The 24,868-nt window shown below is 56.6% G+C and carries 21 protein-coding genes; 11 read left to right on the top strand and 10 right to left on the bottom strand.

The window, feature by feature from the left end:
* Nucleotides 1-165 precede the first annotated feature (165 nt).
* The gene (locus CHU32_RS12870; protein ID WP_103675920.1) at nt 166-369 is read right to left on the bottom strand and encodes a hypothetical protein; all 204 of its coding nucleotides are present in this window, start codon (nt 367-369) and stop codon (nt 166-168) included.
* Between the two features lie 11 nt (nt 370-380).
* Here CHU32_RS12870 and CHU32_RS12865 point away from each other — a divergent pair, with 11 nt between their 5' ends.
* Genes CHU32_RS12865 through CHU32_RS12845 form a run of 5 tightly spaced genes read left to right on the top strand, consistent with a single transcriptional unit; the run spans nt 381 to nt 6,135 of the window.
* Nucleotides 381-1,919 carry a PTS transporter subunit EIIC gene (locus tag CHU32_RS12865; RefSeq protein WP_103675919.1) on the top strand — a complete coding sequence of 513 codons (1,539 nt, stop codon included), beginning with the start codon at nt 381-383 and terminating at the stop codon, nt 1,917-1,919.
* Between the two features lie 13 nt (nt 1,920-1,932).
* On the top strand, nt 1,933-3,660 hold the full coding sequence (locus CHU32_RS12860; RefSeq protein ID WP_103750860.1) for a sulfatase: 1,728 nt from the start codon (nt 1,933-1,935) through the stop codon (nt 3,658-3,660).
* Between the two features lie 12 nt (nt 3,661-3,672).
* On the top strand, nt 3,673-4,536 hold the full coding sequence (locus CHU32_RS12855; protein WP_103675917.1) for an aldose epimerase family protein: 864 nt from the start codon (nt 3,673-3,675) through the stop codon (nt 4,534-4,536).
* Nucleotides 4,537-4,592: 56 nt separating this feature from the next.
* On the top strand, nt 4,593-5,474 hold the full coding sequence (locus CHU32_RS12850) for a MurR/RpiR family transcriptional regulator (protein WP_103675916.1): 882 nt from the start codon (nt 4,593-4,595) through the stop codon (nt 5,472-5,474).
* Between the two features lie 52 nt (nt 5,475-5,526).
* Nucleotides 5,527-6,135 (top strand): glutathione S-transferase, encoded by a 609-nt coding sequence (locus CHU32_RS12845; protein ID WP_103675915.1) that lies wholly within the window; start codon nt 5,527-5,529, stop codon nt 6,133-6,135.
* Between the two features lie 11 nt (nt 6,136-6,146).
* On the opposite strand, the gene CHU32_RS12840 is transcribed toward CHU32_RS12845, so the two are convergent.
* Complete coding sequence (locus tag CHU32_RS12840; protein WP_103675914.1) at nt 6,147-7,391, bottom strand: alpha/beta fold hydrolase; 1,245 nt, start codon at nt 7,389-7,391, stop codon at nt 6,147-6,149.
* A gap of 120 nt (nt 7,392-7,511) precedes the next feature.
* On the opposite strand from CHU32_RS12840, the gene CHU32_RS12835 reads away from it, so the two are divergent.
* The 4 genes from CHU32_RS12835 to yiaY all read left to right on the top strand — a co-directional run bounded on the left by CHU32_RS12835 (nt 7,512) and on the right by yiaY (nt 13,289).
* Nucleotides 7,512-8,387, top strand: coding sequence for a LysR family transcriptional regulator (locus CHU32_RS12835; protein WP_103675913.1), 876 nt, complete (start codon nt 7,512-7,514; stop codon nt 8,385-8,387).
* A gap of 122 nt (nt 8,388-8,509) precedes the next feature.
* Nucleotides 8,510-9,895 (top strand): L-seryl-tRNA(Sec) selenium transferase, encoded by a 1,386-nt coding sequence (gene selA / locus CHU32_RS12830; protein ID WP_103675912.1) that lies wholly within the window; start codon nt 8,510-8,512, stop codon nt 9,893-9,895.
* The gene (gene selB / locus CHU32_RS12825; protein ID WP_103675911.1) at nt 9,892-11,739 is read left to right on the top strand and encodes a selenocysteine-specific translation elongation factor; all 1,848 of its coding nucleotides are present in this window, start codon (nt 9,892-9,894) and stop codon (nt 11,737-11,739) included. The genes selA and selB overlap by 4 nt, the downstream gene beginning before the upstream one ends.
* Nucleotides 11,740-12,143: 404 nt before the next feature.
* Complete coding sequence (gene yiaY, locus CHU32_RS12820) at nt 12,144-13,289, top strand: L-threonine dehydrogenase (protein WP_103675910.1); 1,146 nt, start codon at nt 12,144-12,146, stop codon at nt 13,287-13,289.
* Between the two features lie 18 nt (nt 13,290-13,307).
* On the opposite strand, the gene CHU32_RS12815 is transcribed toward yiaY, so the two are convergent.
* Nucleotides 13,308-14,195, bottom strand: coding sequence for an ROK family protein (locus CHU32_RS12815; RefSeq protein WP_103675909.1), 888 nt, complete (start codon nt 14,193-14,195; stop codon nt 13,308-13,310).
* Nucleotides 14,196-14,361: 166 nt separating this feature from the next.
* On the opposite strand from CHU32_RS12815, the gene exaC reads away from it, so the two are divergent.
* Nucleotides 14,362-15,900 carry an acetaldehyde dehydrogenase ExaC gene (gene exaC / locus CHU32_RS12810; RefSeq protein ID WP_103675908.1) on the top strand — a complete coding sequence of 513 codons (1,539 nt, stop codon included), beginning with the start codon at nt 14,362-14,364 and terminating at the stop codon, nt 15,898-15,900.
* A 357-nt stretch (nt 15,901-16,257) separates the two neighbouring features.
* On the opposite strand, the gene CHU32_RS12800 is transcribed toward exaC, so the two are convergent.
* The 3 genes from CHU32_RS12800 to CHU32_RS12790 all read right to left on the bottom strand — a co-directional run bounded on the left by CHU32_RS12800 (nt 16,258) and on the right by CHU32_RS12790 (nt 20,022).
* Entirely contained in the window at nt 16,258-16,569 is a 312-nt protein-coding gene (locus CHU32_RS12800) for a hypothetical protein (protein ID WP_103675906.1), read from the bottom strand.
* Between the two features lie 92 nt (nt 16,570-16,661).
* Nucleotides 16,662-18,635, bottom strand: coding sequence for a glycoside hydrolase family 127 protein (locus CHU32_RS12795; protein ID WP_103675905.1), 1,974 nt, complete (start codon nt 18,633-18,635; stop codon nt 16,662-16,664).
* Entirely contained in the window at nt 18,622-20,022 is a 1,401-nt protein-coding gene (locus CHU32_RS12790) for an MFS transporter (RefSeq protein WP_103675904.1), read from the bottom strand. The genes CHU32_RS12795 and CHU32_RS12790 overlap by 14 nt, the downstream gene beginning before the upstream one ends.
* Nucleotides 20,023-20,282: 260 nt before the next feature.
* Here CHU32_RS12790 and CHU32_RS12785 point away from each other — a divergent pair, with 260 nt between their 5' ends.
* Nucleotides 20,283-21,101 carry an AraC family transcriptional regulator gene (locus CHU32_RS12785; protein ID WP_103675979.1) on the top strand — a complete coding sequence of 273 codons (819 nt, stop codon included), beginning with the start codon at nt 20,283-20,285 and terminating at the stop codon, nt 21,099-21,101.
* Nucleotides 21,102-21,145: 44 nt separating this feature from the next.
* On the opposite strand, the gene araD is transcribed toward CHU32_RS12785, so the two are convergent.
* The 4 genes from araD to CHU32_RS12765 are packed head-to-tail and all read right to left on the bottom strand — an operon-like array spanning nt 21,146 to nt 24,853.
* Nucleotides 21,146-21,841: an L-ribulose-5-phosphate 4-epimerase gene (araD, locus tag CHU32_RS12780; RefSeq protein WP_103675903.1), complete on the bottom strand. Its 696-nt coding sequence runs from the start codon at nt 21,839-21,841 to the stop codon at nt 21,146-21,148.
* Nucleotides 21,835-22,695 (bottom strand): L-ribulose-5-phosphate 3-epimerase, encoded by an 861-nt coding sequence (locus tag CHU32_RS12775; RefSeq protein WP_103675902.1) that lies wholly within the window; start codon nt 22,693-22,695, stop codon nt 21,835-21,837. Before CHU32_RS12775 ends, araD begins: the two co-directional genes overlap by 7 nt.
* Complete coding sequence (ulaD, locus tag CHU32_RS12770; protein ID WP_103675901.1) at nt 22,695-23,351, bottom strand: 3-keto-L-gulonate-6-phosphate decarboxylase UlaD; 657 nt, start codon at nt 23,349-23,351, stop codon at nt 22,695-22,697. The genes CHU32_RS12775 and ulaD overlap by 1 nt, the downstream gene beginning before the upstream one ends.
* Nucleotides 23,348-24,853, bottom strand: a complete 1,506-nt coding sequence (locus tag CHU32_RS12765; protein WP_103675900.1) for an FGGY-family carbohydrate kinase — start codon at nt 24,851-24,853, stop codon at nt 23,348-23,350. Before CHU32_RS12765 ends, ulaD begins: the two co-directional genes overlap by 4 nt.
* Nucleotides 24,854-24,868: the final 15 nt, after the last annotated feature.

The following is a 24,868-nucleotide window of genomic DNA, read 5'->3' as shown; positions in this document are numbered from 1 at the left end:
ATGTGTAAAAAAAGAACATAGCGCTAAAAAGGGCCACCATCGGGGCGTTAATGTGATGTTAATCACACTTTTAATCTCCCTTTTTGTGAATTATTTGTGAGTTAGATCACAAGATATTTTTGTCAGGATTTTTCCGAGTGTGATCAAACGCAAATTGCGCTGTGGTCAAAATTTGCGCTGTAATTTTCTTACCGCCTGACTCACCCGTGAAACCATCGCCACAAAACATGTCACTGCGATGACAGCAAAAAAATTAGTGATGTCGCTCACTAAACGCACCAGCCGGTGTTGGCATTTTGACCAAATGATCGGAATAATAATTTCATAAAGAATTTTATAAACTGAAACTTTAATTTCTTTCGCCAACACCAGGGAACACTATGAGCACATTATTTTCCGGAGCACAGAATCTGGGTAAATCGTTTATGCTGCCTATCGCCGTTTTACCCGCAGCCGGTATGCTGCTGGGTTTTGGCGGCGTGTTCACCAATCCGGTTACAATCTCTACCTACGCTTTTCTCGACAACAACGTCGTACAGGCCATCTTCACCGTCATGAAACTTTGCGGCAGCGTGGTTTTCGATAACCTCGCTCTCCTGTTCTCCGTGGGAATTGCGGTCGGGCTGGCCCGAAGCGATAAAGGCACGGCAGGTCTGGCAGCCGTGCTGTGTTTTCTGGTGATGAATAAAGCCATTAACGCGTCACTACTGCTGACGGGAACGCTGGCGACGGATAACCTTGCGGCGGCGGGGCAGGCCAGTGTACTGGGGATCACCACGCTGCAGACCGGCGTCATGGGCGGCATTATGTCTGGTTTGCTGACCTCATGGGTGCATGCCCGCTATGGTAAAACCGAGTTGCCCACGCTGCTGGCTTTTTTCAGCGGTTCGCGCTTCGTACCCATCGTTACCTCCTTTTTTGCCATCTTTCTCGGCGTCGCGCTGTTCTGGCTCTGGCCACCCATCCAGGCGGGTATCAGCCATATGGGCGGGCTGGTAGAGAAAACGGGATATGTCGGCACCCTGTTTTACGGCATGATCCTCAAATGCCTGATTCCATTAGGCCTGCATCACCTTTTTTATCTGCCGTTCTGGCTGACCAGCGTAGGCGGCGAGGCGGTCGTCAACGGTCATGTCGTCGAAGGCACGCAGAAAATCTTTTTTGCGCAATTAGCCGATCCGACCGTGACACAGTATTACATCGGCGTCTCACGCTTTATGGCCGGACGATTTGCTGATTTTATGTTTGGCCTGCCGGGCGCGGCGCTGGCGATTTACCAGTGTGCGAAACCGGAGAATAAGAAAAAGGTTGCCAGCCTGATGCTCTCCGCCGCGCTGACTGCCTTTGTCACCGGCATTACCGAGCCGCTGGAGTTCGCCTTTATGTTCTGCGCGCCGCTGCTGTATGTCGTCCATATCGTCCTGACCGGCGTGGCATTCATGTGTACGCATATTCTGGAAATCACCGTCGGGCAGACGTTCTCTGGCGGGCTGGTGGATTTCCTGCTGTTTGGCGTCCTTCAGGGCAATGCCAAAACCAACTGGCTGCTGATGTTGCCGCTGGGCGTGATGATGTTCTGCCTGTATTACTTTTCATTTCGGTTTCTTATTCAGTGGCGGCAGCTTAAAACGCCGGGCCGCGAAGATCAGAGCGAAGAAACACCTGAGGTGGCGATATCCGGGAGCGAGCGGGCGGCGGGCATCGTCGAGGCGCTGGGCGGTCGGGCCAATATCGTGGATGTGGATTGCTGTGCCACGCGCCTTCGCGTGACGGTAAACGCCCCGGAACAGGTGAAAATAGACGACTTTAAGGCGCTGGGCAGCCGGGGCGCGTTTATTCGCGGCCAGGGCGTTCAGGTGGTTTACGGCCCGCACGTCACCCTGATTAAAAACGAAGTTGAAGAATTGCTCGGTTTATAAAGAGAGACATTTGATGAAAGCAGTGATGCTGATGTTTGATACCCTGACGCGTAACCATCTTGCCCCTTACGGCGGCGACGCGATTACGCCTAATTTTACCCGCCTGGCACAGGAATCCACCCAGTTCGACAATTTCTACGTCGGCAGTATGCCCTGCATGCCCGCGCGCCGCGAACTGCATACCGGACGCTATAACTTCCTGCACCGGAGCTGGGGGCCACTGGAGCCGTTCGACTTCTCCGCCATGCAGGCGCTGCACCAGCACGGCATCCATACGCATATGGTCACGGACCATAAACATTACTGGCGTGACGGCGGCGCGACTTATCACACGCGATACTCCACTTTTGAGTTTATCCGCGGCCAGGAAGGTGACTGCTGGAAAGGCCAGGTCGAAAAGCCCCATATCCACTGGCAGGGTAACGAGGATGAAGAGACGCTACGCCGCCGCGCCGGACGTATGACCCAGGATTTAATTAACCGGGCGGCGATGCCCACCCAGCAGGAACACTTTACCCATCGCACGATCGGTGCCGGGATGGAGTTTCTTGAGACCAACCACCAGCAGGATAACTGGTTCCTGCAAATTGAATGTTTTGATCCGCACGAGCCTTTTTTTGTGCCGGAGAAGTATCTGGCGCAGTACGGCTGTACGGCGGAGGAGTTTGACGGCTGGGTGCCGTATTACTGCGGCGCGCCGGGCGGAAAAGAGGATGACAAGGCACGTAAGTTTTATCAGGCGCTGATGACTATGTGCGACGACTATCTCGGCCAGGTGATGGATAAGCTGAAGGCGCTGGATCTGTGGGACGACACGCTATTCATCGTCTGTACCGATCACGGCTTTCTGCTGGGCGAGCATGACTGGTGGGGCAAAAATATCATGCCCGTCTATAACGAAATCGCCAATACGCCGTTCTTTATCCGCGACCCGCGCAGCCAGACGCAGGGGCAACGACGCAGCGCGCTGGCGCAAACCATAGATATCCCGGCGACGCTGCTGGAGTATTTCGATGTGCCGCGTCCGCCGACGATGACCGGTCAGCCGCTGCGCCCGGCCATAGAACGTGATGACGCTATCCGTGATTACGCGCTGTTTGGCTATTTCGGCGGGCATATCAATATCACCGACGGGGAATATGTGTATATGCGCTGCCCGCGCGAGCAGGACAAGGCGCACCTGTTTGAGTACACGTTGATGCCTACCCGTATCGACAGCCCGTTTAAACTCAGCGAGTTGAACAACATTCGTATTCACCCCGGTTTTGACTTCACCCAGGGCGCGCAGGTCATGCAGATCCCGGCCTCGTTCGGCTATCTGAATCCGTGGCGCTTCGGTGATAAATTGTTTGATGTGAAGCACGATCCGGGGCAGCTTCAGTCGCTGGAAAACAGCACGTTATCATCGATTTACGCGCAGGCGATGATCCCGCTGATGCAGCAGCACGATGCGCCGCCGGAACTGTATACCCGTTTCGGCCTTGATTCACTTAACGCCGAAGACGACCGCCTGTTCGCACAGCAGGTCAACGCGGAGGTGGCAGGTTATCGCTGTGCTCACGCTGGTATCGGAGAAGCATTAACGTTTTTAATGCGCAATGGCGCGGATGTATCGACGTTATCCCACCAGGCGCAGCCACTTGAAGAAGCCGATATTTATGCCCTTATCGATCGCTGTTTTACGGATGATAAACACCGCGCGATGGTTTATCAGACACGGCTACTTCTGCGCACGGCATAGGGAAACAGACGCATGATGTGGCAACTGGAGAACGCGCGGTTTCAGGTCAGCATAAATCCGAGGGGGGCTGAGCTTACCCGCTTATGGGACGCACAGGTTCAACATAACTGGATGTGGCAACCGCAGCCGGACGTGTGGAACAACGTCGCGACCCAGCTTTTCCCGGTGGTTGGGCGGCTTATCCACGATGGGCTGTGGCAGGGCGAGCGCTTTTTCCCGCTCCCGGCCCACGGCTTTTTACGCCATCACCCGTTCCGCTGCCTCGAACATAGCGCGGCGCGGCTGGTCATTGAAGCCTGCGATGACGACCGCTCACGCGCGATCTGGCCGTTTGCGTGGCGGATGCGCATGGTGTGGCAGCTGACCGCTGACGGGCTGAAGATCGACTGGCAGGTGAGTAATCACGACGAAGAACGGTGGGGCTATTCGCTGGGCTGGCATCCAGGATTTGCCGTACCGATCGCCAGCGAGGCGGGATGGCAGGTCCGGTTTTCCGGCGGCGCGCCACGCGGACCGTTTCCCACGCATCAGCGCCTGCTGACGATGATCGAAGAGGCACCAGAAGTGGAGATCTTTCCGCTGACGGCGCAGGTTTTTGCCGCCGGAGCCGTTTATTTTTCTCATATGCAGCACCGTCAGATCGCCGTCTGCTCTCCCTCCGGCGAGCCGCGTATTATTCTGGAAACGGGCGATCAGCCGTGGCTGGCGCTGTGGGGCGTTCCCGGTGCCGATCTGCTGTGCATTGAGCCGCTATGCGGTACTACCGATGCCCCTGATTTTGATGGGCAAATAGACCACAAGCGCGGTATTCGCTGGCTCGACCCCGGACAAACGCATATTCATCACGTTGCCGTGCGCTTCCCGGCAGACAGGTGACGGGGAGCCGATTACAATACCTGACTTGCCAGACGGATCGGTCAGGAGAGCCTGTCATGAGTGTGAATAAAGAAAACGTTCGCGTGTACATCGCCAATATCCTCGGCGGGCTGGGCGATACGGACCGTAAAATCGCCAGCTATATTTTGCAGCAGCCCGCGCAGGTGGTGCAGCTACCGGTAAAAAAACTGGCACAGGAAACGGGCGTCAGCGAGGCGACGATTGTCCGCTTCAGTAAAAAGATCGGTTATAGCGGGCTATTGAACCTTAAAGCCGACTTAAAGCGCGAACTGCTGGCGGAAAGCGATCTTTCGCTGCCATCTTCACCCGATATCTTCCTTGATGATTCACGTAATGAGGTTGCTAATAAAATAGCCCTCACCATCGACACAACCGTCAAAGAAACCGTCGGCCTGCTGGATATGAAAATCGTCAAACCCGTAATGGAACGTTTTTTAACCGCTCGTCGGGTAATGTTTGTCGGCTTTGGCGCATCCGGACTGGCGGCAATGGAAGCGCGAGACAAAATGAATCGCCTGGGCATTGATTCCGACGCTTTTACCGATCGCTTCACCATGACGCTGAAGCTGGCCAATCTCAAAGCAGACGATCTGGTGGTGGCATTTTCCCATTCGGGCGAAACCCCGGAAGTGGTTAACGCTTTCCGTCTGGCGCAGAAAAAAGGCGCGTATAAGCTCGCCATCACCCACAGTCCGCATTCACCGCTTAATGAACTGGCGGATACCTTTCTGTTGACCAGCGGCAGCGCCGGTCCGATGCAGGGCGACTCCATCGCCACGCGTATTTCTCAACTCTTTATTATTGAATTTCTCTGTACTGAGATCACGCGTCATACTCTGCGTGACAGCGCCTCAACCGGATTGTCGATTAAAGAACTGCTGATTAAAGAGCGAATCAAACGCGAGACGGCGGGCTGATCGCGGCATCTTCGATCATACTTACTGTTTTGTTGGCGAAAAGGAGCAGGCAATGAAACTCATCGGCAGCTATACCAGCCCGTTTGTACGTAAGATCTCGGTGATTTTGCTGGAAAAAGGCATCACTTTCGAATTTATCAATGAATTACCCTATAACCAGACGAATGGGGTGGCGCAGTATAATCCGCTGGGCAAGGTTCCGGCGCTGGTCACCGATGACGGCGAATGCTGGTATGACTCTCCGATCATAGCTGAATACCTTGAATTGCTGGATATAGCCCCCGCGCTGATCCCCCGGGAGCCGCAGGCCGCGCTGCGCATTCGGCAGCTGGAAGCGCTGGCCGACGGCATTATGGATGCCGCGCTGGTGTCGGTGCGCGAGCAGACGCGCCCGGTAGCGCAGCAGTCGCCTGAAGAACTCCTGCGCCAGCGCGAGAAAATCAGCCGTGGGCTGGACGCGCTGGAGGCGTATCTGGTTGACGGTACGCTGAAAACCGACGACGTGAATCTGGCAACCATCGCCATTGCCTGTGCCATTGATTACCTCAATTTCCGCCGCGTGTCGCCGGGCTGGTGCGTGGACCGGCCGCAGTTGGTTACGCTGGTGGAAACGCTGTTCCAGCGGGAGAGCTTTGCCCGCACCGAGCCGCCAAAGGCCTGAAGCACAAGAACTTAGCGCTGAGCCAGCAAAAATTGTTCAATGGCGTGAGTCACTGCCTGCGCTGCTTCACTTTCCGGATGATGACCTGTTCCTGGCAGCGTCAGCAGCGAAGCCGCGGGGATAGCGGCAGCAAGTTCCTGGCTTAATTCTACCGGCGTGGCGGTATCGCTTTCGCCGCATATCACCAGCGTGGGAACCGTAATCGTATTAAGCCGTCCGTGAACGTCGCCCCGCTTAAAGACAGCGGCGTCCAGCGCTTGCACCAGCCCTGTTCGATCGTGCGCCATCATGAGCGCGCGCTCGCGCAGAATATCCGAAGGATGTTCTGCAAAGCGGGCTGGCGCGTTAATGTGCTGCTGAAGCGTGGCAAACAGGGCCTCGCGCGCCTGTTCCGTGCCGGTTAACAACGTTTCGCGATGCGCATTCCACTGTACCAGTCGCTCAGGGAACTCCGCTCTGGCGCTGGTGCCTATCAACACCAGCCCGGAAAGTAATTGCGGATCGCTGGCCGCCAGTCTGAGTCCCGTCATGCCACCCTGGCTTTGCCCTATAAACGTGACTTTCCCCAGCGACATCTCCTGAATCATCAGCGCAAGATCCTGGCTGATATCGTCCAGCGTCCATCCTTCAGGGTTATAGCCGCTTTCGCCATGACCCGGCATATCCAGCACAATGCAGCGCCACGAGCGACGTAATACCTCAACCTGAGCGGCAAAGGTGGTGTGATCGACAAATAAGCCGTGGGCAAATATGAGCGTCGGGCCTTCGCCGCGATCCCAGTACCGGTAGAGGGTGCCATTGACCCTGATTTCCTGACGTTGCCAATTGTCACTGGAAGCAAAGGCCCGACTGAGCAGTGCGGAGTCTTCGAAGATTTGATAGCGGGTGATTTTTGACCCTGCGACGGTAAAATGGATAATCATGTCGCTACCCACGGTATTACCGGTGCTTAACACGGTATGGCGAAAGCGGCCCAGCGCCAGCACATGGCCGTGATGCTCAATCATATCGTTGATGGTAAATACCTGGGGCCTGAAATGACGCGGGAAGTTTTCCAGCCAGCGTCTGACCTGCTCCGGTCCGCGTAACAGCCCGATGGTTGACACGGCAGGATCGCCATCAATATGCCAGACGACATTTTCATCCAGTAGCGCAACCGCATCGTCAATTTTTCCTTCAGCAAAGGCCGAAAACCACGCTTGTATTACTGCTGTGGCATTCAGGTCTGGTGCATCAGATTGAGGTAACATTTCCATTAATAACTCCTTTTAGCATCAGCGAGAGGGCTGACAGAACGTGGCGCTGAGTATAGGGATGTCAAAAATGGAAAAGTACGGATAATATAGGGAAATAGTTTTCCAAAAATAGAAAATAATATGGACTGGAACGACATCCGCTTTTTTCTGACCGTCGCCAGAACCCACAGCCTGACCAAAACGGCGGGGCAGCTAAATGTCAGTCAATCGACCGTTGCCAGACGGATTGAGGCGCTGGAAAGCAGCCTGCGGGTGCGTCTGTTTGTGCATCACCAGACCGGCTATTTTTTGACAGATGCGGGTCAGGATGTCCTGAAACAGGCGGAAGAGATGGAGGTAAAAGCGCTGGCGCTGGAAAGCCATCTCCTCGGACGCGATCTGCAACCCGCCGGTACCGTGCGGCTGGCGACGGCGGGTACCCTTGCCACCTATCTGATCATTCCCGCGTTGCCACGGTTTCGTACCCGCTTTCCTGATATCAACCTGCAACTGATTACCGGCGTCAATACGGTTTCCATTTCGCGGCATGATGCCGACCTGGCGCTTCGGCTGGTGCGGCCCGAGCAACAATCGTTGAAAATCCGCAAAGTAGGGCGCATGGCCTCGGCGCTCTATGGTTCAAAGACATACCTTGAACAGCATCCCGCGCCCAACGAGCGTCCACTGGCCGGGCGGGAATGGATTAGCTGGGACAATATGTATAGCTATTTGCCCTCGGCCAAATGGCGTAATGATACTTACCCGGACGTCCCCTCAGCGCTGGTTGTGACCAGCGTCGAGGCCCAGATAGCGGCGGTGAATGCGAACCTTGGTCTGGCGGTTTTGCCGCGTTTTATTGCCGCGCAACATCGCAACATGGTGGAAGTTATTGCCAGTGAAAACGTGTTTTCTGAAGATCTCTGGCTGGTCAGCCATGCGGATTTGGCCGCATCGGCGCGGGTCAGGGCGGTGGCAGAGTTTTTGATTGAACTGATTGAGGAATCAGCATTGAAATAAGTATGCCTGTCGCATCCACTGAGTGCGGCGATGCACTTTCTGCCGGGACGCGGTAAACTCTCAGCGCATAGTGGCCCCTCTCCAGGCGGGAGGGGAAAAACTCCTTACTGCCAGGCGCGCTCATGACGACCCATTCACTGTATAGCCAGCTTCCTGCCACCGATCGCCTGCTGCGCGATCCTGCCTTTTCTCTCCTTGTGGAAACCTGGGGCCGTAGCCGCGTGCTTGAAACGCTGCATCAGCTTCAGCAAACGGCACGTACCAGCATTCGTGAACAACACAGCGTGCCGGAATGGTGCGACGACTGGCCTGCCGCAGTTCTCAGCCAGCTTGAGCACAGCGAGCAACGCGCGCTGAGGCCGGTTTTCAATCTCACTGGCACGGTGCTGCATACCAATCTGGGCCGCGCGCTTCAGGCCGAATCCGCCGTGGACGCCGTGGCGCAGGCCATGCGCTCGCCGGTCACGCTGGAGTACGACCTGGACGGTGCCAGGCGCGGGCATCGCGATCGGGCGATTGCCGACCTCCTCTGCCAGCTCACCGGGGCGGAAGATGCCTGTATCGTGAACAACAACGCGGCGGCGGTGTTACTGATGCTGGCGGCGACGGCGAGCGGCAAAGAAGTGGTGGTGTCGCGCGGCGAACTGGTGGAAATCGGCGGTGCATTTCGTATCCCGGACGTGATGCGTCAGGCGGGATGTATCCTGCATGAAGTCGGCACCACTAACCGTACGCATGCCAAAGATTATGCGCAGGCTATTGGTGAAAATACCGGCCTGCTGATGAAGGTCCATACCAGTAATTACAGCATTGAAGGCTTCACCAAGGCGGTGGATGAAGCGGAGCTGGCGGCGATAGGTCAGGACCGGAATATTCCGGTGGTCGCGGATCTGGGCAGCGGTTCGCTGGTCGATCTCAGCCAGTACGGTCTGCCGAAAGAGCCGATGCCGCAGGCGCTGATTGCCGCGGGTGTCAGCCTTGTGAGCTTCTCCGGCGACAAACTGCTCGGCGGGCCGCAGGCGGGGATTATCGTGGGTAAAAAAGCGCTGATTGCGCAGTTGCAGAGCCATCCGCTCAAGCGTGCGCTGCGCGCGGATAAAATGACCCTCGCGGCGCTGGAAGCCACGCTGCGGTTGTATCTGCACCCGGAAGCGCTGGCCGACAACCTGCCGGTGCTGCGCCTGCTTAATCGTAAAGCCGAGGCAATCCATCAGCAGGGCGTGCGTCTGCGGGAGCAACTCAACGGCCGCTATGCCGATGAATTTGTGGTGCAGGTGACGGCGTGCTCCTCGCAAATCGGCAGCGGATCGTTGCCGGTGGAGCGCCTGCCGAGCGCGGCATTAACCTTTATGCCGTTTGATGGACGCGGAGGTCGGCTGGAAGCGCTGGCCGCCCGCTGGCGGTCGCTGCCGGTACCGATTATCGGGCGAATTTATGACGGTCGCCTGTGGCTGGACCTGCGCTGCCTTGAAGATGAAACCCGTTTTCTGGAGATGGTACTGCAATGATTATTGCCACCGCCGGGCATGTTGACCACGGCAAAACGACGCTGCTGGAGGCGATCACCGGTATTAACGCCGATCGCCTGCCGGAAGAGAAAAAACGCGGCATGACCATCGATCTGGGATACGCCTACTGGCCACAGCCGGACGGGCGCGTGCCGGGCTTTATCGACGTGCCGGGACACGAAAAATTTCTCGCCAATATGCTGGCGGGTGTCGGCGGCATCGACCATGCGCTGCTGGTGGTGGCGTGCGATGATGGCGTGATGGCGCAGACCCGCGAGCATCTGGCGATCCTGCAACTGACCGGCAGCCCGACGCTGACGGTGGCACTCACCAAAGCGGATCGCGTTGACGAGGCGCGTATTGAGGCGGTGCGCCAGCAAGTCATCAGCACGCTACACGACTATGGTTTTTCCGGCGCGACGCTGTTTGTCACCGCCGCGACGCAAATGCAGGGCATTGACGCCCTGCGCGAACACCTTTTGCAACTACGCGAGCGTCCGCATCCGGAGCATCAACGTTTCCGGCTGGCGATTGACCGTGCGTTTACCGTCAAAGGTGCCGGGCTGGTTGTCACCGGAACGGCGCTTTCCGGCGACGTGCGGATCGGCGATTCACTCTGGCTAACTGGCGTGAACAAGCCGATGCGCGTGCGTAGTCTGCATGCGCAAAACCAGCCGGTTGATCACGCACACGGCGGGCAGCGCATTGCCCTGAATATTGCCGGTGATGCGCAAAAAGAAGAACTGACCCGTGGCGACTGGCTGCTCTCCGACGCGCCGCCCGCGCCGTCAGAACGGGTTATCGTCGAGCTTCAGCGCCATGCGATCCTCAGCCAGTGGCAGCCGCTGCATATTCACCATGCGGCCAGCCATATTACCGGACGCGTCTCGCTGCTGGACAATAACCTGGCCGAACTGGTACTCGACACGCCGCTGTGGCTGGCGGACAACGACCGTCTGGTGCTGCGCGATATCTCCGCGCGCGAAACGCTGGCAGGCGCGCGCGTCATTGCCCTCAATCCGCCCCGTCGCGGCAAACGCAAGCCGGAATACCTGCAATGGCTGGCGATGCTGGCCGCGTGTCAGGATGACGCACAGGCCCTGTCCGTGCATCTCCAGCGCGATGCCGTCCGGCTGACGGATTTTAGCTGGGCGCGGCAGCTTAACCGGACGGGACTTGAGGCGCTGATTAACCGCCCGGATTATCTCCAGGCGGGCGGCTGCCTGCTGGATGCACCGCTGGCGGCACGCTGGCAGCGTAAACTACTTGCCGCGCTGACCACTTATCATCAGCAACATCCAGACGAGCCGGGGCCAGGACGCGAACGTCTGCGGCGTATTGCCCTGCCGATGGAAGATGAATCGCTGGTGCTGACGCTGATTGAGCAGATGCGCGGCAGCGGGGCTATCCACAGCCATCATGGCTGGCTGCACCTGCCGGACCACAAAGCCGGGTTTAGCGATGAACAGCAGGCGATCTGGCAGCGGGCCGCCGTGCTGTTTGGTGACGAACCATGGTGGGTGCGCGATCTGGCGCGGGAAACCGGTACCGACGAACAAGTAATGCGCGCGGTGCTGCGCCAGGCTGCGCAGCAGGGGATGATTACGGCGATCGTCAAAGATCGTTATTACCGCAACGATCGCATCGTGACCTTTGCCAGCATGGTGCGCGAGCTGGATCAACAGCGCGGATCGACCTGTGCAGCAGATTTTCGCGACAAGCTCAACGTCGGGCGCAAGCTGGCAATTCAGATCCTCGAACATTTCGACCGGATCGGTTTTACCCGCCGGCGCGGTAACGATCATATTCTGCGCGATAAGGCATTATTTATTCACGAGGAATAAGTTTGTCGGGAAATAAATATCCTCCGGTAATATTACTGGAGGATATTTACTCACTGGCTGTATTCAATGACATTGTATTCTGTGCGCCATTGTCCGGCGGCGCTTACGCGGGCCTGGAGTGAGACGATCTGTAGGCCGGATAAGGCGCAGCCGCCATCCGGCATTATAGGCAATGTCGCAGATTATGTGCACCATTGCCCGGTGGCGCATTCGCTTGCGCGGGCCTGGAGTGAGATGATTTGTAGGCTGGATAAGGCGCAGCCGCCATCCGGCATCGCAAGCAGACGGTCACAAAATTGATTATTTGTTTATTACCAATTTTTTATTTCTAACGCGGTGTCACACTCTCTTCCCCGGCTTAAGAATATATTTTCTTCAGTTTTTATTTTTCTGAGGTAATTATTATGCCCGCATTTTATATCCCATCGATAAATATTCTTGGTATGAATACCCTGGCCGATGCGCTGGATACCATGGTCAGCTTTAATTTCAAAAAGGCGCTGATTGTATGTGGGACGACCCTCAATAAACAGGGCATCGTCGATCGCATTCAGGCCGATTTAAACCGGAAAGGCATCACCAGCGTGGTGTACAACGGCTCACGTCCTAATCCCGGCGTGAAAAGCGTTAATGCCGGGCTGGCGGTGTTACGTGAGCATCAATGTGACTGTGTGATCTCTATCGGCGGCGGCTCTCCGCACGACTGCGCGAAAGGCATTGCGTTGGTGGCGACTAACGGCGGCGATATCCGGGACTACGAAGGCATTGACCGCTCAGCCAAACCGCAACTGCCACTAATCGCCATTAACACCACTGCCGGAACCGCCTCGGAAATGACGCGCTTTAGCATCATTACTGATGAAGAGCGGCACATCAAAATGGCGATTGTCGATAAACACGTCACGCCGCTGATGTCGGTTAACGATCCGGCGCTGATGATGGGCATGCCCGCCTCGCTGACGGCGGCGACCGGAATGGACGCGCTGACCCATGCTATCGAAGCCTATGTCTCCATCGCCGCAACGCCGATCACCGATGCCTGTGCACTGAAAGCGATTGCGATGATCGCCGAACATCTGGCGACCGCTGTGGCGGATGGCAGCAACGAAGCCGCGCGTGAAGCGATGGCCTACGCGCAGTTCCTCGCGGGGATGGCCTTTAACAACGCCTCGCTGGGCTATGTTCACGCTATGGCACACCAACTGGGTGGTTTCTACGATTTGCCGCACGGCGTCTGTAACGCGATCCTGCTACCGCATGTGCAGGCCTTTAACAGCAACGTCGCGGCGGGCCGCCTGCGCGACTGCGCTCAGGCGATGGGCGTTGATGTTCGCGAATTAAGCGATGAGGCGGGCGCGCAGGCCTGCCTGGCGGCGATCCGTAAACTGGCGCGTCAGGTCGATATTCCGACCGGCCTGCGCGACCTGAAAGTGAAAGAAGAAGATATCCCGCTGCTGGCCACCAACGCGCTGAAAGATGCCTGCGGCCTGACCAACCCGATTCAGGCCACCCACGAGGAAATAATGGCCATTTACCACGCAGCCATGTAACCCCGCCGCCGCGCCCCGCTATTTTTGCCGGGGTGCGGCTTTACGCAATGCCAGCCATACCGCGCCCAGCCTCCCTGCCTGATTACCCAGCTCACAGGGATGAATAGGAACCTGTAGCGCGTCCCACATCTCAAATTTTTCCAGATGGCGCATCAGGAGCGGGTAGAGTTTTTCCTGTTCACTGACGCCGCCGCCGATCAGGACGACCTGCGGGTCAAACATCGAGATGACGCTGTACACGCCGCGTGCCAGAAAACGTCCCCAGTCATTGACCGCTTCACGCAGATGAACATCGCTGTCCATGCGCTCAAAGATTTCTTTTCCGTGCGGCATCTCGTCTTCCGGCAGTGCCAGCGCCTGGCGGCAGGCCTTCATTAGCCCTTTTGCCGACGCCACTTCATGCATACACTCGCCGTTGTTACCCACCGGGATCACGCCAAATTCTCCGGCGTGAAAGTGCGAACCGCGATACAGCTCGCGATCGACAATAATCCCGCCGCCGATGCCGGTACCGAGGGTAATGCACACCAGGTTATCGTAACGCTGGCCTGCGCCGCGCCACATCTCGCCGAGCGCCGCACAGTTGGCGTCGTTTTCCACCACCAGCGGCAGGTCAGTCAGCTCAGCAAACATCTCCAGCAGGTTATGATCGTCGAGATACTCCAGCGCACCCGCTTTGGCCGCGTGCCCGGTATGCGGATTAATATGCCCCGGAAAACTGACGCCGATAGCGACAATATCATGTTCCTTCTGGCAGGCTTCTACCGCGTCTTTCCACTTCTTTTTGAACGTTTCAGCATCTTCCGGCGTGTCATATTCCTCGTTGATTAACTCCTCACCCTCTTCATCGATCACGCCATATTTGATATGGGTGCCGCCAACATCAAAACCGATAAAATGCTGCATAGCGTCTCCTGGCGTTAAACCGTCACGCTATAAGTATGGCTGAAGCCAGCCGGGGAAACGTAAAGGAAAGTAATTCGTGAAGCGCGTCGTAAAGCAGGCAAGAACTGGCGAATAATTCACCAGTGGCGTCTACCCTTGAAGAACTATCTGTGACAAGGAGATGCCCATGACCACCAACCCTGCCTCTTCCCGCATTCAGCCCGGCGAATACGGTTATCCTCTTGAACTGAAATCCCGTTACGACAACTTTATCGGCGGCGACTGGGTCGCGCCGGCGGACGGCGAATACTATAAAAACCTGACGCCAGTGACCGGACAGTTGCTCTGTGAAGTTGCCTTTTCCGGTAAGAAAGATATCGATCTGGCGCTGGATGCCGCACACAAGATAAAAGAGAAATGGGCGCATACCTCAGTACAGGATCGGGCGGCGATCCTGTTTAAAATCGCCGATCGTATGGAGCAGAATCTGGAACTGCTGGCAACGGCGGAGACATGGGATAATGGTAAGCCGATCCGCGAAACCAGCGCCGCCGACGTCCCGCTGGCGATCGACCATTTTCGCTACTTTGCTTCCTGTATCCGTGCGCAGGAAGGGGGGATCAGCGAGGTAGACAGCGAGACTGTCGCCTATCACTTCCACGAGCCGCTGGGCGTGGTCGGGCAAATTATTCCGTGGAACTTTCCGCTGCTGATGGCCTGCTGGAAAATGGCCCCTGCGCTGGCGGCGGGCAACTGTATCGTGCTCAAACCGGCGCGTCTGACGCCACTTTCCGTACTTCTGCTGATGGAAATCATCGGCGATCTGCTGCCGCCGGGTGTGCTTAACGTGGTTAACGGCGCAGGCGGCGAAATTGGTGAATACCTGGCGACATCAAAACGGATTGCGAAGATTGCCTTTACCGGCTCGACCGAGGTTGGGCAGCAAATCATGCAGTACGCCACGCAAAACATTATCCCGGTGACGCTGGAGCTGGGCGGTAAATCGCCAAATATTTTCTTCGCCGATGTGATGGATGAAGAGGATGCTTACTTTGATAAGGTACTGGAAGGATTCGCACTGTTTGCCTTTAATCAGGGCGAAGTCTGTACCTGCCCGAGCCGGGCGCTGGTGCAGGAATCGATTTATGAGCGCTTTATGGAGCGCGCCATCCGCCGTGTGGAAAGTATTCGCAGCGGCAACCCGCTCGATAACGGCACGCAGATGGGCGCACAGGTGTCGCAGGGACAACTGGAAACCATCCTTAACTACATCGACATTGGTAAGCAGGAAGGGGCGGATATCCTGACCGGCGGACGGCGTAAGGATCTGACCGGCGACTTGCAGGGCGGCTATTACCTGGAACCGACGATTCTGTTCGGGAAGAACAATATGCGCGTTTTCCAGGAAGAAATTTTCGGCCCGGTGCTGGCGGTAACCACCTTTAAAACGATGGAAGAGGCGCTGGAGATTGCCAACGATACCCAGTATGGCCTCGGCGCGGGCGTCTGGAGCCGTAACGGCAGTCTGGCGTATAAAATGGGACGCGGTATTCAGGCCGGGCGCGTGTGGACCAACTGCTATCACGCCTACCCGGCACATGCCGCTTTCGGTGGTTATAAGCAGTCGGGGATTGGGCGTGAAACCCATAAAATGATGCTGGAGCATTACCAGCAGACCAAATGCCTGCTGGTGAGCTATTCGGATAAACCGCTGGGACTGTTTTAGTTCGTTACCTGAAAAACCTGCCGGGCGGCGCGGTGCTTGCCCGGCCTACGCGGTGCATCGGCATACAAGGCTAACGCATCCGTTGTAGGCCCGGTAAGCGCAGCGCCACCGGGCAGGGCGTTACCGACCACCCTCTGTAGGCCCGGTAAGCAGCTCCACCAGGCAGGTGCGCACGGAGTTAGCATTGTACTGTAGGCCTGGTAAGCGCAGCGCCACCAGGCAGGTGCGCACGGAGTTAGCATTGTACTGTAGGCCTGGTAAGCGCAGCGCCACCAGGCAGGTATGCATGGAGTTAGCATTGTACTGTAGGCCCGGTAAGCGCAGCGCCACCGGGCGGATGTGGTACGGAGCCGCCGTTTAATCCAGCACCTTTACCTGTAGCGGCCTGAAACGGCTATACATCCACAAGCCAAAGCACACGATGGTCCCGAGAAATACGGTAAAAAGCACGCTGATAAACAACCCGCTCAACAGCGCCAGCGGCAGGGCGAGCACGCCGTGAACCGTTTCATTATTCCAGCTCACCATGTCATAACCGAAAATGCCCATCACCCCGCAAATCAGGCTAAAAATCAGCATCGGAATACTCAGACCGATTAACAACAACCGGTAAATGACGGAGGCTTTCACTCGCTTAACGCTGGTCCCGGAGGTTACTTCTTTGCTCATTCTGTTTTTCTCTGTCTTGATATCAATGTGCCAGATAACATCATGAGGCAAGACTTCATGCCCGGCAAGTCAGCCTCGCCGGGCGATATCACTTACTGTATTTCATTCACCCAAATCCGCATTTCCCCCTCTCCCCGGTTCGCCCAGCTAAACCACGGGATAAAGGTTAATGTCTGCGGTTGCGACGCGGCTGGCGAAATATCGTAGTGCCAGAGCGGTTGTTTTGCAGCGTCGGTGGCTGTCCGTTTAATGCCCTCCGCCTGAAGCAATATCTTGTGAGCGAAAATCCCTTTACCCTCAAAGGCGGTAAACGCGCTTTCTTTGGGCAGCCAGAGATTATGCAGCTCTTCACCGTTGTCCGCCTGCTCAAGGCAGTACACCAGTGGTCCGCGCTGGATGGCGACTTTTCCCGCCAGATGGCGCACCAGCGGATTACCGTAAACCCGACGTACCGGCATCGGCAGCGTCAGCGTTATGGTGTCGCCTTCCTGCCAGCGACGTGCGATATGCAGATAGCCTTTGCGTACAGCCTGCTCAACTTTCGCGCCGTTGAGCACCACCTGCGGATCATCGCACCAGTCCGGCAGGCGCAGCGCGAGCGTGTGATCCACTGGCTGAGGAGAGTCGATGGTGATGCTGACCTGCTCGTGCCACGGATAATTGCCGCTAATGCGCAGGCGCAGCGTCTCATTGCCGACCGGGATCTCTGCGCTATTACCAATATAGAGGTTGATATACAGCGCCTCGGGGCGCGGCGTGTAAATGTAATGCCCAAGCGACGTCAGCACGCGGGCGATATTCGGCGGGCAGCAGGCGCAGCCGAACCAGCGCTGGCGCACGGGTTTCACATGATCGTAGATATGATTTCCCGCCAGGGTTTTAGGGTGAACCTCCAGTGGATTGACGTAGAAGAAATGCTTGCCGTCGAGCGCCATCCCGCCCAGCACGGTGTTATAAAGCGCACGTTCCATGACGTCGGCATACTGACTGTCAGCCTCCATTTCCAGCATCCGGCGGGCGAACATCATCAGCCCGATGGAGGCGCAGCTCTCGGCATACACTGTGTCATTCGGTAAATCATAGTCGCTGCTGAAGGCTTCGCCGCTGCTCTGTGAGCCGATGCCGCCGGTAATATAAAGCTGGCGCTGGGCCATGTTCTGCCACAATCGCAGGCAGTCCTGCCGCTTGCCTTCATCCTGGCTCAGCCGCGCCAGATGCGCCACGCCGGTCATTAAGTAGACAAAACGTACCGCGTGACCGATGGCGGTTTGCTGTTCTGCCAACGGCTGGTGCGCCTGGCTGTAGGCTTTATCTTTTACCATCCAAGCCGGGCCATAGTTATGCCAGTAAGACGTTTTGCCGCGCTTTTCATATTCAACGTCGTAGAAATGAGGTTGCGTGCCGCGCTGCTCTACAAAATAGTTTACCAGCGCAAGGTAGCGTGGCTCCTGCGTAACTTCATACAGCCGCATCAGTGCGAGTTCGATCTCCGGATGGCCCGGATAGCCATGAAGCTGCTCCTCGCCGGGGCCAAATACGCTGTCGATATGGTCGGCCAGACGGCAGGCTACGTCCAGCAGGCGGCGTTTTCCCGTCGCCTGAAAGAATGCGACCGCCGCTTCAATCATATGCCCGGCGCAGTAAAGTTCGTGGCACTCTGCCAGATTCGTCCAGCGATCTTCCGGCGCTTTTACCGTAAAATACGTGTTCAGGTAGCCATCGTCACACTGGGCGGCGGCCACCAGTTCAATCACCTCATCGGCGGTTTTCTCAAGCTGCGGATCGGCCTTCTGGCACAATGACCAGGCGACGGCTTCCAGCCATTTCGCCACGTCGCTGTCCTGAAACACCATGCCGTAAAATTCTCCCTCCTGAAAACCGGCGGCAATGCGGAAATTCTCTATCGCATGGCTCGGGTCGGTTTCAGGGATGCGGTCGTTTAGCGCGTCCCACTGATACGGGATCACTACATCGCGCACCAGTTGTTGATACTGGCCGAGAAACGGATCGCTAATTTTCAGTTTATGCAGATCGACTTCCATTACAGACTCCTTAAGCGTGGACATGGCGCTGACGCAGATCGCTGGCAATGCGCGCCATCATCGGATTATCAAGACGGCAGGCGCGAATGGAAAACGCCAGCAGCAAGTGAAAAAGGGCAGGTAACAGCGTTTCCATCGCGGTAATTCCCTGGAGTGAACTGGCGGTCTGATTTTCCGCGCCAGGTTGATAAGCCACGGCAATAAACACCAGACTGATAATGCCCGCGCTGGACGCCCAGGCCAGCTTGATGAAAAACAGGTTAAACGCGAAGTTCATGCCGGAGGAGCGCACGCCGGTTTTCCATTCGCCGTAGTCGTCGGAAAATGCCATCAGCGAAAAATGCAGCGGCAGCGTGAAGCCCAGAATAATGCCGTTGCCCAGAATTACGGCCAGCCATAGCGTCTGGTATGCCGGACCGGCAGGTAAAAACCACATCGCAACGGCCAGCGCCGCCAGCACCAGGTTGGTGTAGTAGTAAAGTTTGACCGTATCAATACGCCTTGAGAGCGGGTTAACGATGACTGAACCGAGAATGGAGGCAAACGTCACCATGGTGAAAAACAGTGAGGTATAGCCCGTACCGCCTTCCAGCACATAGGTAATGAAATACATGTAGCCGCCGCCGCGAATGTTAAACACATTGATCAGCAGAAATGACATGACCAGCATCAGCAAAAGCTGGTCGTTTTTCCGCAGCCCGGCCAGATGCTCGCGCAGGGTGAATTTGCCCATCGCGCTCAGCGACACGCGCTCGCGTACCCAGAAGAAGCAGCACAGAAACATAACGACGGCGATGGCGCACAGCACGCCAACCCCAAGCTGATAGCCACGCGCCGCATTGCCGTTGCCCAGTTCCGCCACCAGCCACGGCAGGCCGACGGAGACCAGAAATCCCGCCACGCCGCACAGTACAAAGCGCCATGACTGGCAGGAGATCACCTCGCTATGACGCGATGTCATGGTATTGATCAGCGCACAGTAGGGAACGTTTATGGCCGTGTAACCCACGGAGAGCAGCAGATAGGTGCCGAAGGCCCAGGCGATTTTAACGCTCATGCTGGTATCCGGCACGGTGAAGGTCAGCACGCCGATAATGCCAATCGGCAGCGCAATCCACAGTTGCCAGGGACGAAACCGACCCCAGCGGCTCTGGGTGCGGTCAGCGATAATGCCCATCACCGGATCGGAGATGGCATCAAACACGCGCAGGGCAATAAATAATGTGCCGACCAGCGCGGGGGTCAGGCCAAAAATATCGGTATAAAAAAAGGTTAAAAAATTCATTATCAGGCAGGTAATCACTGTCCCGCCAGCATCACCCAGGCCGTAGCCTATTTTTTCACGAATCGACAGCTTTTCATTAAGCGCATTTTGCGTAATATCCGGGGCCGTAATTGGAGTGGAAGTCATAAATAACGCCTCGCGTCATCGAAGATATTTATCCAGCATTCACCGCTTATTTGCTGGCGGTCTTTTTGTAATTTGCAAAGTACCCTGTAAATTTTGCATGGAAAAAACGCACCAACAAGGGAGCGGGGAGGTAGATAAAGATGACGATTCCGACCTGATGATTAAAATGTGATGGCGATCCTGTCCAACGGCGTAATTTGGTGAATAATCAACGCATAAAGATAATTAACGGCCAGCAAAAAGCGGAATAATGCATGTCTATGCTTGAATTATCCATAGCGCTTCCGGTAAAAGTCCAGAATGGCGGGCTATTTATCTCGCGCGGCCTTGGGCGTCATCCCGCGCGAAAACTTACCTCGTGGGAAGTTATTTTCGTTGAAAAGGGAACATTAGCGATTCAGGAAGAGGAAAATGTATTTCGGGTCAACGCTGGAGAAAGCCTGGTATTATGGCCGCAGCGTTATCATGTCGGTACAGAGGATTTTCCGGACGACCTTAAATTTTACTGGCTGCATTTTGAAGTAACCACAGAAGCGCATCCTGGCGAATGGATTACGCGTCTTGCAGTGCCTCAGCACGTAAAGGTCAGCGATCCACAATATATAATCTCCCTCTTTAGGCAGTTCCTGAATGAGCAGGAAAGTATGCAGCGGAGCGTGGCGCTGGAGTTGGCGCTACTGTTGATCCTGCAACATATCGCGCTCGGAGCAGATCATAAAGCCAGCCAGGATGATGCCGGTACGGCGTTAGCCTGGAAAGCGCAGCAGCTAATACGTACGCAGTTTCACCTTCCGCTTTCAACGTCAACGCTGGCGAAAGAGTTGCACTGCAATGCGGATTATCTGGGCCGGGTTTATCGTCGGGTATTTCGTCTCACCTTAACGGAGGCGATCCACCGTCAACGGGTGCGGGCGGCAGAAAAAATGCTGATCAGCGATGCCCGCTCGCTAAAAGAGGTTGCCGGACTGTGCGGCTTCAGCGACGCCGGTTATTTCCGCCATATCTTTCGTAAATACACCGGGCTGACGCCCGCGGCCTGGAAACGACGGTACTGTAAAGAACATATTAATTCTGCCTGAGAATCGGGGCGCTGACCGCTGGCAGAACAACGGTCAGCGCAGGCTTACTGCCCGTAATAGGCACTCTTCCCGTGTTTACGCAGATAATGTTTATCCAGCAATTCCGGCTGCATATCAGGCAGGTCCGGGCTGAGCTGGCGCGAGAAAAGCCCCATATACGCGCACTCCTCCAGCACCACGGCGTTGTGTACCGCATCGGCTGCGTTTTTCCCCCACGCAAACGGCCCGTGGGAATGGACCAGCACCGCGGGAACCTGTAACGGGTCCAGTTCGCGTTCTGCGAACGTTTTGATAATCACCTCGCCGGTCTGATACTCATACTCCCCGGCGATCTCTTCCCGCGTCATCTGCCGGGTACAGGGGATCGTGCCGTAGAAATAATCGGCGTGGGTGGTGCCCCAGGCCGGGAGATCGCGTCCCGCCTGCGACCAGATGGTCGCGTGACGTGAATGGGTGTGAACAATGCCACCGATGCCGGGATAGCGGCGATACAGCGCCAGATGGGTAGGAGTATCGGAGGAGGGTTTTTTGCTTCCTTCCACGACTTTACCGGTAGTGATATCCACCACCACCATATCGCTGGCGGTCATCACGTCATAATCAACGCCGGAAGGTTTGATGACCATCAGGCCGCTGTCACGGTCAACGGCGCTGACGTTGCCCCAGGTAAAGGTCACCAGATGGTGAGCCGGCAGCGCCAGATTTGCCGCCAGCACCTCGGCTTTCAGTTGCTCTAACATGTCAATCCTCCTTCCTGCATACGGGCTTCAATCCAGCGACGCGCCTGAATGATCTCCAGCACTGGCTCGCTGGCTTTCTCGGTCCACATCTCAATCAGAAATGCGCCCCGGTAGTTGAGATGATGTAACGTCCTGAAAATTCCGACAAAATCGACACAACCTTCACCGAAAGGCGCGTCGCGAAACTGGCCGGGGCTTTGTGCGGTGACGGGCTGCGTGTCTTTCAGATGAATGGCGGCGATACGATCGATGCCCAGCGACAGCTCTGCCTGTACGTCATTGCCCCAGGCGCTAAGATTGCCGACGTCCGGGTAGACGCTGAACCACGGCGAGGCGAGCAGTTCATCCCATTTTTTCCATTTGCTGATGGAGTTCATAAACGCGGTATCCATGATCTCTACCGCCAGCATCACCTGCGATGCAGCGGCTTGCTCCACCGCCCACGCCAGCCCTTCGGCAAAACGTTGTTGTGTGCCTTCATCATGTTCTTCGTAATAGACGTCGTATCCGGCCAGTTGAATGGTGCGAATGCCTAAATCCCGGGCAAGGCGGATGGCTTTGCTCATGATCTCCCGCGCCCGGTCGCGGACCGCTTCATCGCGGCTGCCAAAGGGGAAACGCCGGTGAGCAGAAAGACACATCGACGGAATGGTCACGCCCGTTTCCAGCATCGCCTGTACCAGCGAAGCACGCTGTGCGGTGCTCCACTCCAGACGCGACAGGCGTTCGTCGGTTTCATCCACTGACATTTCGACAAAATCGAAGCCGCAGCTTTTCGCCAGCACCAGGCGCTCCGGCCAGCTCAGTTCTTTAGCCAGCGCCTTTTCATAGATACCTAACGGATGATTGCGCATTAGCGATCCCCCCAGAGGTTCTGGATTTGCGCGTGGAAGTCTGCGGCAACCTGCGCCGGATCGCTGGCACCCGCCAGCGCGCGTCCGGCGATGAAGGCTTTGACGCGAATATCCTTAAAGCGCGGCAGATCGGCTGGTGTAATGCCGCCAGTAATGGACAGCTCAAGTCCAATATCAGAGAGCGCTTTCATCCGCGCCAGATCGGCATCTCCCCACTGCTGGCCGCTGGCCTGCGCGTCGCGTCCCCGGTGATAAATCGCCTGGCGAACGCCAGTGTTGTACCAGTCGCGGGCATCGTTCAGCGTCCAGTTGCCGAACAGTTCGATCTGAATTTCTCCGCCGCGCGCCTGAGCGACAGCATGGCCTTTTTCAATGGTGGCGAGTGGCGCGGCGCAAATAATGGTCATCCAGTTGGCCCCGGCGTCGAACGCCTGCTGCGCCAGCGTTTCTCCCGCGTCGGCGACTTTCCAGTCGGCAACGACGATCTTCTCAGGACACTGTTCACGCAGCGCCCTGACGGCAGCAAGGCCTTCCGTCAGGCAGAGAATGGTGCCGGCTTCGATGATATCGACATGGTTTTTTAGCAGACTGACGTCGCGCTGTGCGTCAGCAAGGCGCGTGTGGTCGAGGGCCAGTTGCAAAAGAGGGCGGCTCATAAGTTGTGCTCCTTAATACGGGCATGAAAGCCCTGAAGTGCTTCAATCAGAATCTGGTAACGCTGGTATTTTTGCTGGTAGCGGGTATGCGCTGCGGCATCGGGCGTGATGGTGCGTAAGTCCCGGCTCAGCAAGCGCTGGGCATCATGAATGCTGGCAAATGCGCCGGTTCCGACCTGCGCTGCCAGCGCGGCTCCAAAACAGCCAGTTTCTTCAATTTGCGGCAGTTCAAGCGGCAGGCCGCTGACATCGGCCAGCATCTGCATCCAGACGTCAGAGTGGGCCGGGCCGCCGGTAACACGCAGGGTGCGGACGTCGCGAAAGCGTTCGCGCATCCGGTTGAGGTGAGTCATATGACTGAACACCACCCCTTCAAAAACCGCCTGCAGCAGGTGCGCCCGGGTATGCATCGCCTGCATGCCGTAGAATCCGCAGGTCATGTCCAGCCCGGCATTGCTGCCGTAGAGAAAAGGCAGGAAGAACAGATCGCTGCCCGCTTTCGGCAGGGCGGCGACGCTCTGGTTGATCTCCTCAAACGAAATATCGCCCCACTGGGCGGTCAGCCATTCCAGATTCCCGGAAGAGGTCGGGCTGGCTTCATGCACGATGTACTGGTCCGGTGTGGCATAGCGACCATAAACAAAGGGATGTACTTCGTTAGTGCGCAGTTCGCTGGCGATGCCGCTGGTGACGGCCCAGGTGCCCATCACTGCATTGAGAGTGTATTCATCGTGAAGCCCCGCACAGAGTGCGGTAGAAACCACATCAAACAGGCCGCCCACGACGGGAGTTCCCGCCGCGAGACCGGTAATGGCGGCTGCCTGAGCGGTGATTTCCCCGCATATTTCGGTTGAGCCGACGATCGGCGGCAGGGCATCGTCAATATCATTAATGCCCAGCCAGCGGGTCAGCTTCGGGTCATAGCACCCGTCATGCATGTTATAAAGATTGGATTCCGAGATATTGCTCTCTTCCGCGCCCTTCACGCCGGTCAGGCACCAGCGCAGATAATCGTGCCCCATCATTACGCTGCCGATCCGGGCATAACGCTGCGGTTCATGCTCTTTGATCCAGCGCAGCAGTGATACCGGATGCCCGGTCCACAGGGTCTGGCGGGTATGCGGATAAAGCTGTTGCGGGATGCCCTCCCGCTGCCAGCGGCGGACGATGTCCAGCGCCCGGCGATCGGAGGAGAGAATGGCGTTGCCCAGCGGATTATCGTTTTTATCCAGCAGGAACAGACCTTTACCCTGGGCTGAAATCCCCACCCCCTGAATCTGCCGGCCCGTGACACCCGTTTTGAGTAACAGACGGGCAATGGTGGTCGCGCAATGTTGCCACAGGGCGGACATATCCCGTTCGGCGTAACCGGGCTGCGGGCTTAATGTGCGTAGCGCCTGACGCGCGATGCCGTGCTCCCTGCCCAGACGATCGTATAACCCGGCTTTCAGATAGGTACCACCGCAGTCGATACCCAACCAGAAGGTGTCTCTTTCACTCATTTTTATCTTCTCATT

Source organism: Superficieibacter electus, from assembly GCF_002915575.1.
In the GTDB taxonomy this organism is placed as follows: Bacteria; Pseudomonadota; Gammaproteobacteria; order Enterobacterales; family Enterobacteriaceae; genus Superficieibacter; species Superficieibacter electus.
Note: the sequence above shows the minus strand (reverse complement) of the source record. Positions and strands in the feature narration are given on the sequence as shown.

What these genes read in the sequence shown, in the direction of transcription:
- CHU32_RS12865 (WP_103675919.1), top strand. Translation starts at nt 381, where the DNA reads ATGAGCACATTATTTTCCGGAGCACAGAATCTGGGTAAATCGTTTATG.
- CHU32_RS12860 (WP_103750860.1), top strand. Translation starts at nt 1,933, where the DNA reads ATGAAAGCAGTGATGCTGATGTTTGATACCCTGACGCGTAACCATCTT.
- CHU32_RS12855 (WP_103675917.1), top strand. Translation starts at nt 3,673, where the DNA reads ATGATGTGGCAACTGGAGAACGCGCGGTTTCAGGTCAGCATAAATCCG.
- CHU32_RS12850 (WP_103675916.1), top strand. Translation starts at nt 4,593, where the DNA reads ATGAGTGTGAATAAAGAAAACGTTCGCGTGTACATCGCCAATATCCTC.
- CHU32_RS12845 (WP_103675915.1), top strand. Translation starts at nt 5,527, where the DNA reads ATGAAACTCATCGGCAGCTATACCAGCCCGTTTGTACGTAAGATCTCG.
- CHU32_RS12840 (WP_103675914.1), bottom strand. Translation starts at nt 7,391, where the DNA reads ATGGAAATGTTACCTCAATCTGATGCACCAGACCTGAATGCCACAGCA.
- CHU32_RS12835 (WP_103675913.1), top strand. Translation starts at nt 7,512, where the DNA reads ATGGACTGGAACGACATCCGCTTTTTTCTGACCGTCGCCAGAACCCAC.
- selA (WP_103675912.1), top strand. Translation starts at nt 8,510, where the DNA reads ATGACGACCCATTCACTGTATAGCCAGCTTCCTGCCACCGATCGCCTG.
- selB (WP_103675911.1), top strand. Translation starts at nt 9,892, where the DNA reads ATGATTATTGCCACCGCCGGGCATGTTGACCACGGCAAAACGACGCTG.
- yiaY (WP_103675910.1), top strand. Translation starts at nt 12,144, where the DNA reads ATGCCCGCATTTTATATCCCATCGATAAATATTCTTGGTATGAATACC.
- CHU32_RS12815 (WP_103675909.1), bottom strand. Translation starts at nt 14,195, where the DNA reads ATGCAGCATTTTATCGGTTTTGATGTTGGCGGCACCCATATCAAATAT.
- exaC (WP_103675908.1), top strand. Translation starts at nt 14,362, where the DNA reads ATGACCACCAACCCTGCCTCTTCCCGCATTCAGCCCGGCGAATACGGT.
- CHU32_RS12800 (WP_103675906.1), bottom strand. Translation starts at nt 16,569, where the DNA reads ATGAGCAAAGAAGTAACCTCCGGGACCAGCGTTAAGCGAGTGAAAGCC.
- CHU32_RS12795 (WP_103675905.1), bottom strand. Translation starts at nt 18,635, where the DNA reads ATGTCCACGCTTAAGGAGTCTGTAATGGAAGTCGATCTGCATAAACTG.
- CHU32_RS12790 (WP_103675904.1), bottom strand. Translation starts at nt 20,022, where the DNA reads ATGACTTCCACTCCAATTACGGCCCCGGATATTACGCAAAATGCGCTT.
- CHU32_RS12785 (WP_103675979.1), top strand. Translation starts at nt 20,283, where the DNA reads ATGCTTGAATTATCCATAGCGCTTCCGGTAAAAGTCCAGAATGGCGGG.
- araD (WP_103675903.1), bottom strand. Translation starts at nt 21,841, where the DNA reads ATGTTAGAGCAACTGAAAGCCGAGGTGCTGGCGGCAAATCTGGCGCTG.
- CHU32_RS12775 (WP_103675902.1), bottom strand. Translation starts at nt 22,695, where the DNA reads ATGCGCAATCATCCGTTAGGTATCTATGAAAAGGCGCTGGCTAAAGAA.
- ulaD (WP_103675901.1), bottom strand. Translation starts at nt 23,351, where the DNA reads ATGAGCCGCCCTCTTTTGCAACTGGCCCTCGACCACACGCGCCTTGCT.
- CHU32_RS12765 (WP_103675900.1), bottom strand. Translation starts at nt 24,853, where the DNA reads ATGAGTGAAAGAGACACCTTCTGGTTGGGTATCGACTGCGGTGGTACC.